Annotated in this window: 11 protein-coding genes; 7 read left to right on the top strand and 4 right to left on the bottom strand. The window is 71.2% G+C overall.

The window, feature by feature from the left end:
* Positions 1-32 precede the first annotated feature (32 nt).
* Positions 33-1,460: a CCA tRNA nucleotidyltransferase gene (locus ACFVSU_RS11355; protein WP_387142460.1), complete on the top strand. Its 1,428-nt coding sequence runs from the start codon at positions 33-35 to the stop codon at positions 1,458-1,460.
* A gap of 43 nt (positions 1,461-1,503) precedes the next feature.
* On the opposite strand, the gene ACFVSU_RS11350 is transcribed toward ACFVSU_RS11355, so the two are convergent.
* The gene (locus ACFVSU_RS11350; RefSeq protein WP_387142457.1) at positions 1,504-2,067 is read right to left on the bottom strand and encodes a hypothetical protein; all 564 of its coding nucleotides are present in this window, start codon (positions 2,065-2,067) and stop codon (positions 1,504-1,506) included.
* A 26-nt stretch (positions 2,068-2,093) separates the two neighbouring features.
* Positions 2,094-2,543 (bottom strand): helix-turn-helix domain-containing protein, encoded by a 450-nt coding sequence (locus tag ACFVSU_RS11345; protein WP_387142454.1) that lies wholly within the window; start codon positions 2,541-2,543, stop codon positions 2,094-2,096.
* 150 nt (positions 2,544-2,693) lie between these two features.
* On the opposite strand from ACFVSU_RS11345, the gene ACFVSU_RS11340 reads away from it, so the two are divergent.
* The 6 genes from ACFVSU_RS11340 (at position 2,694) to ACFVSU_RS11315 (ending at position 8,530) form a co-directional block, all read left to right on the top strand.
* Complete coding sequence (locus ACFVSU_RS11340) at positions 2,694-3,896, top strand: globin domain-containing protein (RefSeq protein ID WP_387142451.1); 1,203 nt, start codon at positions 2,694-2,696, stop codon at positions 3,894-3,896.
* 13 nt (positions 3,897-3,909) lie between these two features.
* Positions 3,910-4,659, top strand: a complete 750-nt coding sequence (locus tag ACFVSU_RS11335; RefSeq protein ID WP_387142448.1) for a DivIVA domain-containing protein — start codon at positions 3,910-3,912, stop codon at positions 4,657-4,659.
* A 45-nt stretch (positions 4,660-4,704) separates the two neighbouring features.
* Complete coding sequence (locus ACFVSU_RS11330; protein WP_310286816.1) at positions 4,705-5,082, top strand: group 1 truncated hemoglobin; 378 nt, start codon at positions 4,705-4,707, stop codon at positions 5,080-5,082.
* Positions 5,083-5,136: 54 nt separating this feature from the next.
* Positions 5,137-6,477, top strand: a complete 1,341-nt coding sequence (locus ACFVSU_RS11325) for a transcriptional regulator (protein WP_387142445.1) — start codon at positions 5,137-5,139, stop codon at positions 6,475-6,477.
* Between the two features lie 88 nt (positions 6,478-6,565).
* On the top strand, positions 6,566-8,116 hold the full coding sequence (locus ACFVSU_RS11320) for an aldehyde dehydrogenase family protein (RefSeq protein ID WP_056365621.1): 1,551 nt from the start codon (positions 6,566-6,568) through the stop codon (positions 8,114-8,116).
* A 6-nt stretch (positions 8,117-8,122) separates the two neighbouring features.
* On the top strand, positions 8,123-8,530 hold the full coding sequence (locus tag ACFVSU_RS11315; protein ID WP_387142441.1) for a DUF779 domain-containing protein: 408 nt from the start codon (positions 8,123-8,125) through the stop codon (positions 8,528-8,530).
* Between the two features lie 85 nt (positions 8,531-8,615).
* Here the strand turns inward: ACFVSU_RS11315 and ACFVSU_RS11310 are convergent, their stop codons facing one another.
* Together ACFVSU_RS11310 and ACFVSU_RS11305 are read right to left on the bottom strand one after the other, a co-directional pair.
* On the bottom strand, positions 8,616-9,104 hold the full coding sequence (locus tag ACFVSU_RS11310; protein ID WP_387142438.1) for an FBP domain-containing protein: 489 nt from the start codon (positions 9,102-9,104) through the stop codon (positions 8,616-8,618).
* Positions 9,105-9,340: 236 nt separating this feature from the next.
* Complete coding sequence (locus tag ACFVSU_RS11305; RefSeq protein ID WP_387142435.1) at positions 9,341-10,546, bottom strand: hypothetical protein; 1,206 nt, start codon at positions 10,544-10,546, stop codon at positions 9,341-9,343.
* Between the last annotated feature and the right edge of the window lie 151 nt (positions 10,547-10,697).

Below are 10,697 nucleotides of genomic sequence, written 5' to 3'. Positions count from 1 at the left end.
TGGGTCCCGTCCGCGCGGATAGGCTCGATGTCATGCTCAACATGGCCGAGGGCATCGCGCGCCTCGGCGCGCTCGCCGAGTCCCCCGTCGTCTCCACGCTCGCGCGTGCCTTCTCCGACGCCGGCTTCGACCTCGCGATCGTGGGCGGCCCGGTGCGCGATGCGCTGCTCGGCCGGCCGACGAACGACCTCGACTTCACGACGAGCGCGCGCCCCGACGACATCCTCACGATCGTCAAGCCAATCTCGTCCGCGCAGTGGGACATCGGCCGTGCATTCGGCACGATCGGCGCCCGCGTCCACGGCGAGCAGGTCGAGATCACGACGTACCGTGCCGACAGCTACGACGGCGTCACCCGCAAGCCCACCGTGGAGTTCGGCGACACCATCGAGGGCGACCTCGTGCGCCGGGACTTCACCGTCAACGCGATGGCGCTGCGGATCCCCGGGCAGACGCTCGTCGATCCCACCGGCGGTGTCGAAGACCTCGTCCGCGGCGTCCTGCGCACCCCCACCGATCCGGCGGTGAGCTTCGGCGACGATCCGCTCCGGATGCTGCGCGCCGCCCGCTTCGCATCGCAGCTCGGGTTCGCCGTCGACCCCGCCACCGAGGCCGCGATGGAAGAGCTCCGCACGACGCTCGAGATCGTGAGCCCCGAGCGCATCCAGGGCGAGCTCGTGAAGCTGCTCGCGACCGACGACCCGGTGCGAGGCATCCGCCTGCTCGTCGAGACGGGGCTCATGGCCGAGTTCCTGCCCGAGATCCCCGCGCTGCAGCTCGAGGTCGATGAGCACCACCATCACAAGGACGTCTACGAGCACTCCCTCACGGTGCTGCGGCAGGCGATCCAGCTCGAGAAGAGCCGGAATCCGGATGCTGCGCCCGACGTCGCGCTTCGCCTCGCGTCGCTGCTGCACGACATCGGCAAGCCGGCGACCCGCCGGCTCGAGCCGGGCGGCGGGGTCACGTTCTACCACCACGACCTCAAGGGCGCGCGGCTGGCGCGCAAGCGCCTGCAGGAGCTGCGCTTCGATTCGGCGACCATCGCCACCGTGAGCCGGCTCATCGAGCTGCACCTGCGCTTCTTCGGGTACTCCGAGGGCGCCTGGACCGACTCGGCGGTGCGCCGGTACGTCCGCGACGCCGATGCCGAGCTCGATCGCCTGCACATCCTCACGCGCGCCGACGTCACGACCCGCAACGTCAAGAAGGCCACGCGCCTCGCGCGCGCCTACGACGACATCGAGCGCCGCATCGCCGAGCTCGCGGCGCAGGAGCAGCTCGACGCGATGCGCCCCGAGCTCGACGGCAACCGCATCCAGGAGGTGCTGGGCCTCAAGCCCGGTCGCGAGGTGGGCGAGGCGTACAAGTTCCTCCTCGACCTGCGCCTCGACGAGGGCGTGGTCGGCGCCGACGAGGCCGAGCGGCGCCTGCGGGAGTGGTGGGCCGCGCGCGCCTGATCCGCTTCAGCGACGGATCCTCCGCTCCGCCGGCTCGCGTGGATCACTGGGCGAGCGCGTGCAGATGCGAGGAGACCCGCTCGGCGAAGGCGGGGCATCCGGCGGCGGTCAGCGCCTCCGTGATCGGCTCCAGGCGGCGGCCATCCCCCGTCCGGCGGGCGCGTGCGTGCTGCGCGGAAGTCACGTGCCTCACGTCCGCCCCCGCGGTGTCGTCGAGGAGGCAGAGGAACTCGTCGGGGCTGTAGACGTCGAAGGGCAGCGGATCCTCTGCAGCGATCCCGTGAGGGTGGCTCGAGACCAGCACGTGGGCGCCGCCGGTCGCGGCGTCGGCCGCGGCGAGGCGGGGCTCGACGGCATCGTCGAGGTCGATGTCGGCGTCGACCGACCCCATCATCTCGTCGAGGCTGGCGGCGAGGAGTTCGAGACGTCGTCGTGAGGCCGCGCGCCGGGTCGACTCCCGCCTCGACCACAGGCGGACGGAGTCCGTCACCACGCCCGCGGACGAGTGGAGCTGGAAGGACCCGGTCTGGTGGCGCAGCAGCGCGAGCCATTCGTACGGGGTGCGCGCGGCGAGGACGTCGCTGTCGACGAAGACACGGTGCAGCACCCGGTCAGACTACCCAGCGCCGGTTGTCAATCGGCTCCGAATCCGGCTCCGAGTTCGTCGTCGAGCTCGCGCAGGGCGTCGAGGGCCTCGCGTCGCGCGCGGGCCCGACTGCGTCGCAGCGCCAGGACGTCGGCGGTGCGCAGCCGCGTGTGGGTTCCCACCTGGTGGGAGGGCAGCTCGCCCGCCCGCACCAGCTTCATCAAGGTGGGCCGGGACACCCCCACGAGCTCCGCCGCGACGGTGGTGGTCAGCTCGTCGGGGAGGGTGGCGACCGACACGCGGCCCCGCGCCAAGCCCTTGAGGACGTGGGTCAGGAACGAGCTCAGATCCGCGGGAACCGTGCTCTGGGCGCCGTCCTCGGCGGCGACGCTGAACCCGACGGCGCCGAGGTCGGGGATGCGGTGCAGAAGCTCGGCGGCCTGTTCGCGCAGGCCCTCTTCTATGAAGACTGTCCCGTTCGACAACAACACGCTCATCCGGCCCCCCGACCTGTGTCGCGCACCACCCCTGAGCGCTGTACAGGGCAATGCTATCCGGTTGCAGTTGCACGTGGTTGCTTTGCAGTTACATCTGTAACGCGCTAGCGTCGCCCGAGACCGGATCGCCGACGAGGGGACAGGAAACACGTGGATGCGGTAGCGCTCAAGCGGACCTGGAGCCAGGTCGCCGCTCACGGGGACGCGGTCCCCGGGTACTTCTACGCGCACCTCTTCCTCGCCCACCCCGAGACGCGCGACCTGTTCCCCGTCGCGATGGCGGCGCAGCGCGATCGCCTCGTCAAGGCGCTGGGACACATGGTGAGCAACGTCGACCGAGTCGGCGATGTCGTGCCGTACATCGAGGATCTCGGCCGCGATCACCGCAAGTTCGGCACGATCGCCGGGCACTATCCCGCCGTCGGCGCGTCGCTGCTCGCGACGCTGAAGCACTTCCTCGGCGACGCGTGGACGGCCGAGCTCGCGGCCGACTGGGCCGAGGCCTACGGGCTCATCGCCACGACCATGATCACGGCCGCGGAAGCCGTCGAGTCGCAGCCCGCGACGTGGGCCGCAGAAGTTGTGGCGACGGAGCGACGGGGAATGGACGTCGGCACCGTGACGATCCGTCCCGACGACCGGTACCGCTACCAGGCCGGCCAGTCACTGGCTCTCGAGATCCCGCAGCGGCCCCGGCAGTGGCGCTACCTGTCGCCAACGCACGCCCCTCGCGCCGACGGCACGATCACCTTCCACGTCCAGCTGGTCGCCGGCGGACAGGTCAGCGGTGCGCTGCTGCGCGACGTGAAGGCGGGCGACCGCGTCCGCCTCGGCCCGCCGATCGGCGAGCCGCTCACCCTCCCCTTCGACAGCGAGTGGCCGGACCTCCTCCTCGTCGCCGGCGGCACCGGCCTCGCGCCGCTCCTCGCCGTGATCGACCAGGTCGCCGCGCGCCACGCGGCCCGCGGGAACGGCCCGCGCGTCGCGCTCTACCAGGGCGTGCGGCATCCGTGGGGGTTCTATGCGAAGCCCGAGCTCGAGCGGTACGCCGACGCGGCCTGGCTCGACGTCGAGTACGGCGTGTCGGACGACCCGTCGTTCCCCGGGCGCCGCGGCCTGATCGGCGACCTCGCGGCCGCCGACGGCCCGTGGGACGAGCGCCTGGCGATGGTGTGCGGCTCGCCGCGAATGGTCGACCACACCATTGCCGCCCTGCGCCGCGCAGGCCTCGACGAGCACCGCATCCGCAGCGAGAAGTACGAAGACCCGTTCACCCAGCAACCCAGCGCCGCCGCCGGACGAGCAGACTCCCCGGAGCTCGTCCGCCCCGCCGTCTCGCTGGGAGTCCAGTAGAGCGAAGGCGATCATGACCGCGATCCAATCCGTATCCACCACACCGGAGACGCTGCGCGCCGCGGCGTTCTCTGACGAGCGCCACGGCTACTCCCGTGGCGAGGTCGACGCGCTGCTGACCGCCGCGGCGGACGCCCTCGAGGTCGCCTGGCGCGAGAACGCCGCGCTGACCGCGAGCGGCGTGAGCGCGGACGAGGGCGAGATCTCGAGCCGCGCCGTGCTGCTGCTCAGCAGCGCGCAGCGCATCGCCGACGACGCCGTCGCCGAGGCCGAGTCGTACGCGCGCGACCTCATCGAGACCGCGCGCAAGCAGTACCGCGAGATCGTCGAGCGGGCCCAGCAGGTCGCCCACTCGATCGAGAAGGAAGCGGCGGCGCACCCGGCTCAGGTCGCGGCGGCCGCGGCCGGCGCTCCCGCGGCAGCCGCAGCCGCCCCCGCATCCGCCTCCGCATCCCAGCCGTGGACCGCGGACCGGTCGCCCGCCCTCGCGTTCGCGACCGACGACCTCGGGGTCGCAGGGCCGGCCTCGCCGGACGACGTCGTGCGCGCCCGCCAGTTCGCCCGCATGGCCACCGCGCAGGTGCACTCGCTGCTGGAGTCGATCGAACGGGAACTCGGACGCCTGGGCGCCACCCCGGTGCGAACGGCCCCGCCGGAATCGCCGCCGCCGGCGCCTGCGACGCCGACGCCTCCGCCCCTCCCCGCCCCTGCGGACTCCTCGGACGAGCGCGGCCGCCGGCGACGCAGCGACTTCGAATACTGAACGACCGCACGATGACATCACCCTCCTCACGATCGGAGCATCCGCATGACTGACACGAGCGAAGCGACCCTGTACCAGCGCCTCGGCGAAGGCGCGGGCATCGCCGCGGTGGTCGACGGCCTCTACAGCCGCATCATGGCCGACGAGACCCTGGCCCCCTTCTTCGAGCACACCCGCATGATCGAGCAGAAGCGCCACATGGCGCTCTTCCTCGCCGCGGCGGCCGGCGGTCCGGACGGGTACAAGGGCAAGGACCTCGGCGTCGCCCACGCCGGTCGCGGCATCTCCGACGCCGACTTCGACCGCGTCATCGGCCACGCGGCCGCGGCGCTCGCGGAGGCGGGCGTCGACGCCGACGCGATCGACCAGGTCGCCGGCGCGCTCATGCCGCTGCGCGCGAAGGTCACCACCGCGGCGGCGTAGCGCCGCGCCCACCTACACTGGAGGCACGCTCCACCGACGTCGATCGGAGCCGCCGTGTCATCATCCTGGTCGCAGCGCCGCGAGGTGTCGCCCGAGACCTCCCGCCTGCTGATCGAGCGCGCCCACGAGGAGCTCGTGGCGGGCAACGCCGCCGACGAGCGACTGCGCGACGTCCGGCTGCTGGTGCGCGACTCGTGGCGCCGTTCGCTCGACAGCCTCGTCGGGGCGGAGGCACTGCCGCCCCTCGACCTGACGGCCGAGGAGCTCGAGGCGTACCGCCGCGCCCACCCGCTCGCCGCGGTGATCGACATGGTGCGCGGCCTGCTGCTCCCGGGCGAGGCATCCGAATCCGGCGTCGTCGTCGCGGTGGGCGACGCCTCCGGGCGCCTCTTGTGGGTGGAGGGCGACCGCAACGTGCGGCGTCTCACCGGCGACATGGGATTCGTCGAAGGCGCGAACTGGTCGGAGGACGCGGTCGGCACCGCCGCCCCCGGCACCGCGATCACGCTCGACCGGTCCGTGCAGATCACCGGCGCCGAGCACTTCAACCGGCTCGTGCAGCCGTGGTCGTGCAGCGCCGCGCCCGTGCACGATCCCGAGACGCGGCGCATCCTCGGCGTGATCGACGTGACCGGCGGCCTCGAGGCCGTCACCCCGCAGGCGCAGCTGCTGGTGGATGCCACGGCCCGGGCGATCGAGGGAGAGCTCCTGGTCGCGCGCCTCCGGGCCCGGGCGGAGCCGCCGCGACCCGCACGTCGCGCGCCCGCCCGGCGGGTGGAGCCCACGCGGGCGGTGCTGCGGGTGCTGGGCCGCGACCGCGCCCAGCTCGAGGTCACGGGCGAGGGGTTCGAGACGGTGTCCGAGCTCGGCCCGCGCCACGCCGAGCTGCTGCTCATGCTCGCGGTCCACCGCCAGGGCCTGTCGGCCGAGCGGCTCGGCGACCTCGTGTACGGCGAAAGCGCGGGGGATGCGGCATCCGTGACCCTCCGCGCCGAGATGGTGCGCCTCCGCAAGACGCTCACGACCGCCGCCCCCGCTCTCGTTCCCGAGTCCCGCCCGTACCGGCTCGGCGTCGAGGTCGAGACCGACGCGCATCAGGTGCTGTCGCTCCTCGACCGCGGTGCGCATCGCGTCGCACTGGCCGCCTACCGCGGCGACGTGCTCCCCGACTCGGTCGCGCCCGGGGTGGAGGAGTTCCGCGACACCATCCGGGTCGCGCTGCGCGAGGCACTCATGGCCGAGGCATCCGTCGACGTCCTCCTCGCCTTCGCCGAGACGGATGCCGCCGCCGACGACGTCGAGCTGCTCCGGCTGTGCCTGTCGATGCTGCCCGCCCGCTCGCCCCGCCGCGCCGGCCTCGTGACCCGCATCGAGAGGCTCGAAGCCGACCTCTGAGTGCGGACGCAACGTTGTGCAACGTTTCGCCGCCTACCTTCGGCGACACGCGACGACGACCGTCGCGAAGCGTCGAAGGAGACCAGCAATGACCATCGTCGAAGAGGGCGTCTCGAGCGTCTACGCCGCACCCGGGCAGCGAGGATCGATCGCCGACTACCGTCCCCGCTACGGGCATTACATCGGCGGCGAGTTCGTCGAGCCGATCAAGGGCCAGTACTTCGAGAACATCACGCCCGTCACCGGGAAGCCCTTCACCGAGGTCGGCCGCGGCACCGTCGAAGACGTCGACCGCGCGGTGGACGTCGCGTGGAAGGCGTTCGAGTCCTGGAAGCGGACGACGCCCGCCGAGCGCGCCGTGATCCTCAACAAGATCGCCGATCGCATCGAGCAGAATCTGGAGCGCATCGCCGTCGCCGAGACGTGGGAGAACGGCAAGCCGGTCCGCGAGACGCTGGCCGCCGACATCCCGCTCGCCGTGGACCACTTCCGCTACTTCGCGGGCGTGCTGCGCGGGCAGGAGGGCTCGCTCAGCCAGCTCGACGAAGACACGGTGGCGTACCACTTCCACGAGCCGCTGGGCGTGGTCGGCCAGATCATCCCGTGGAACTTCCCGATCCTCATGGCCACCTGGAAGCTGGCCCCGGCGCTCGCCGCCGGCAACTGCGTCGTGCTGAAGCCCGCCGAGCAGACCCCGGCGTCGATCCTGTTCCTCTTCGAGATCATCGGCGATCTGCTGCCGGCGGGCGTCGTCAACATCGTCAACGGCTTCGGCATCGAGGCCGGCGCGCCGCTCGCGCAGCACAAGCGCATCCGCAAGGTCGCGTTCACGGGCGAGACCACCACCGGCCGCCTCATCATGCAGTACGCGTCGCAGAACCTCATCCCGGTGACCCTCGAGCTCGGGGGCAAGAGCGCCAACGTCTTCTTCGAGGACGTCGCCCGCTCCACCGACGACTCCTACTACGACAAGGCGCTCGAGGGCTTCACGCTGTTCGCCCTCAACCAGGGCGAGGTCTGCACGTGCCCGTCGCGCGCGCTCATCCAGCGCTCGATCTACGACGGCTTCCTCGGCGACGCCCTCGGCCGTGTCGGCAAGATCGTGCAGGGCAACCCGCTGGACCCGGCGACCATGATCGGCGCGCAGGCGTCGAACGACCAGCTCGAGAAGATCCTCAGCTACATCGAGATCGGCAAGGCGGGTGGCGCGAAGCTGCTCGCCGGCGGTGAGCGTGTCGACCTCGGCGGCGAGCTGTCGGGCGGCTACTACGTCGCGCCGACGGTCTTCGAGGGCACGAACGACATGCGCATCTTCCAGGAGGAGATCTTCGGACCCGTCGTCTCGGTCACCTCGTTCGACGACTTCGACGACGCCATCTCGATCGCCAACGACACGCTCTACGGCCTCGGCGCCGGCGTCTGGAGCCGTTCCGGTGACACCGCCTATCGCGCCGGGCGGGCGATCGAGGCGGGCCGCGTCTGGACGAACACGTACCACCAGTACCCCGCGCACGCGGCCTTCGGCGGGTACAAGCAGTCGGGCATCGGCCGCGAGAACCACCTCAAGATGCTCGACCACTACCAGCAGACCAAGAACCTGCTGGTGTCGTACGCCGACGGAGCCATGGGCTTCTTCTGAGCTGCCATGTCAGACACGAAGTACTTCAGCAGGGTGGCCGTGACGGATGCTGCGGCCGCCCTGCTGCGGCAGCTCACGGCGCAGCACGGCAGGCTGATGTTCCACCAGTCCGGCGGCTGCTGCGACGGCAGCGCCCCGATGTGCTTCCCGATCGGCATGTTCATCGTCGGTGCCTCCGACGTGCGGCTGGGCGACCTCGACGTCGGCCTGGACGACCCGATCGAGGTCTTCATCTCGGAGGCCCAGTTCGAGTACTGGAAGTACACGCACCTCACCATCGACGTCGTCCCCGGCAGGGGCGCGGGCTTCAGCGTGGAGGGTCCGACGGGCAACCGGTTCATCATCCGGTCGCGCATGCTCGACGACGAAGAGCTCGTGCATTTCGGCCTCGGACCGGGGGCTGCGCCCGGCTGACCACATCATGTGTTCTCACCGAGATCACCCGTTCGGTACGCGAACAACGGGTGATCTCGGCGATAGCACGTGATGCGAACGCGGGTCAGGCGCCGTCGCGGATGTCGCGCGCGAACCCCTCGGCGTGCGCGCGGAGCGCCTCGATGCGCCGCTGACGTGCGGCCATGACATCGAAGCCGAGGTACGCCGGTGGCATCGGCCGGCGGGCGTTGACCGAGCACTCGAACTTCTCGCACAGCAGGGTGCCGACGGTGTCGCCGTTGCGTCCGGCCTTGCCGGCCCGCTTCGCGCCGAAGAGCACGACGTCGTTCGGCAGGGTGACGTCCTCGCACCACGAGCACTGCGCGCGGGTGCGCGTGCGCTGTTCGGTCTGGCGCAGGAGGATGCCGACGGCCTCGCCGTCGACCGGCACCACGATGAAGCCGGCGAGCGGCTGCTTTGGATCGCGCCAGCCGAAGTAGTCGAGTCCGTCCCAGCCCACCTGGGCGAGGTCGGGAACGATGAGGGAGTTGCGCTCGCGCAGCGAGGCGTTGACGAAGGACGCGCGGATGTCCTTCTCGGTGAATGCGTGCATGATTCCTTGATTCACGGAAGAGAGATCGCCGAAGCGGCGACGAAAGGATGCTGCGGACCGGCGGCGCGCAGATGACGCGGGCTGCGCCACCCGAGGTCGGGGACCGGGGCGGCGCGCGCGGCTACCTCCGCTCGGCGCGTGGAGCGCCGAGTACCCCCTTACGCCCGCCGGGCGTCGTGAACGTCGAATGCACGCCCGACAGCATACGCTCGTCGGCCTGCGCGTCGGCCTCGCGCTCAGCGGAGGAACTCGGGCCCGATCTGGGTGAGGATCCAGAACAGCACCATGACGCCGCCGACGATGATCGGCAGCCACGGCACGCCGCGCTGGAGGCGACGGCCCTCCGGGGCGACGCCGGGCGGCGGACGCAGCGCGTCGAGCGGCGGAGCGAACGGGACGGATGCTGCGCCGCCCTGCTCTCCGCCGGCCCCGGCTGCCGCGGAGCCGAGGGGGGCAGCATCCGTCATCGCCGCAGCCGCCGCGGCGGCCAGTCGCTCGTCGCGCCACCGCGCCCACTGCGCGAACTTGTCGAGCAGGGCTCCGACGACGGAGAACAGCCACGCCCAGGTCTGCGGGTCGAGCGTGGAGAAGTCGCGCTTGGCATAGAGGAACAGCCAGTCGTCGACGATCTCGACGTCGAGCGCGGCGGCGTTGTCGATGAAGCGCGCCATGATGTCGGGCGTGAAGAGGTAGAGGGCGTCGCGCTCGTAGTCGGCGGGGCAGTACAGCGAGAAGTACTCGTCGAAGTCGCCCTCGAGGCTGAGGCGCTGATCCTTGTCGAACGTGAGGGGCAGGTTCGAGCCGAACAGGCCGTTGTTGCTCGTCGCATCGAGCACGATGTGCGGAAGAGGCGTGTCGAGCTTCACCGCGACGTACCCCCACTGGTGCGTCTGCCGGTTCTTGCCGGAGCCGGTCGTGTAGCGGTAGTTCGCGAACTCCACGAAGCGCGGACGATCGCCGCGCACGAGGTCGCTCGACTGGCGACTGCTGCCGAGCGAGAAGATCATGCCCGGCAGCCCCGGAGCGTCGAGCCGCGGCTCGTAGTGCATCGCGTTCGCGCGCGCGAAGCGGTCCAGGCGGTACATGCGATCGCTGCTGCTGCGCGCACCCCGCACGAAGAGCGTGATCGCCACCGCGGCGATGACGCCGATGACGACGAGCGGCAGGAAGCCGAACAGGACGGCGAGTCCCCCACCGTCGGCGCCGGCGGTGGCGGCGGCGACGACGCTCGTGACGAGGGTGATCGCGACGGAGCCGAACAGCACGACGAGCGCGAAGACGATGACGACGATCACGAGCACGCCGAAGACGGGAGAGCCTGCGATGCGTCCCGTCCGGCGCAGCTCCTGCACGAAGGCCCGCGCGGCGCCCGGTGCGACGGGCTCGACCAGCGGGCGCGCGTCGAACGGGTAGGAGCTCTGCCCGGCGGGAGGAACACTCACCCGACCACGCTACCGGCGCCCGGCGTGTCGTCGCCCCGGGCCGATGTTCGCGGCGTCGGCCGATGTCGGCACGATACCTCTCTTATACGCAGCACCACCTCTTATACGCAGCACCACTGGTTCGGGGAGAATCGACGCAGAAGCGCGCGAG

Origin of the sequence: Microbacterium sp. NPDC058062 (assembly GCF_042885375.1) — a bacterium.
Taxonomy (GTDB): domain Bacteria; phylum Actinomycetota; class Actinomycetes; order Actinomycetales; family Microbacteriaceae; genus Microbacterium; species Microbacterium trichothecenolyticum_C.
Note: the sequence above shows the minus strand (reverse complement) of the source record. Positions and strands in the feature narration are given on the sequence as shown.

What these genes read in the sequence shown, in the direction of transcription:
- ACFVSU_RS11320 (WP_056365621.1), top strand. Translation starts at nt 6,566, where the DNA reads ATGACCATCGTCGAAGAGGGCGTCTCGAGCGTCTACGCCGCACCCGGG.
- ACFVSU_RS11310 (WP_387142438.1), bottom strand. Translation starts at nt 9,104, where the DNA reads ATGCACGCATTCACCGAGAAGGACATCCGCGCGTCCTTCGTCAACGCC.
- ACFVSU_RS11315 (WP_387142441.1), top strand. Translation starts at nt 8,123, where the DNA reads ATGTCAGACACGAAGTACTTCAGCAGGGTGGCCGTGACGGATGCTGCG.
- ACFVSU_RS11355 (WP_387142460.1), top strand. Translation starts at nt 33, where the DNA reads ATGCTCAACATGGCCGAGGGCATCGCGCGCCTCGGCGCGCTCGCCGAG.
- ACFVSU_RS11345 (WP_387142454.1), bottom strand. Translation starts at nt 2,543, where the DNA reads ATGAGCGTGTTGTTGTCGAACGGGACAGTCTTCATAGAAGAGGGCCTG.
- ACFVSU_RS11335 (WP_387142448.1), top strand. Translation starts at nt 3,910, where the DNA reads ATGACCGCGATCCAATCCGTATCCACCACACCGGAGACGCTGCGCGCC.
- ACFVSU_RS11330 (WP_310286816.1), top strand. Translation starts at nt 4,705, where the DNA reads ATGACTGACACGAGCGAAGCGACCCTGTACCAGCGCCTCGGCGAAGGC.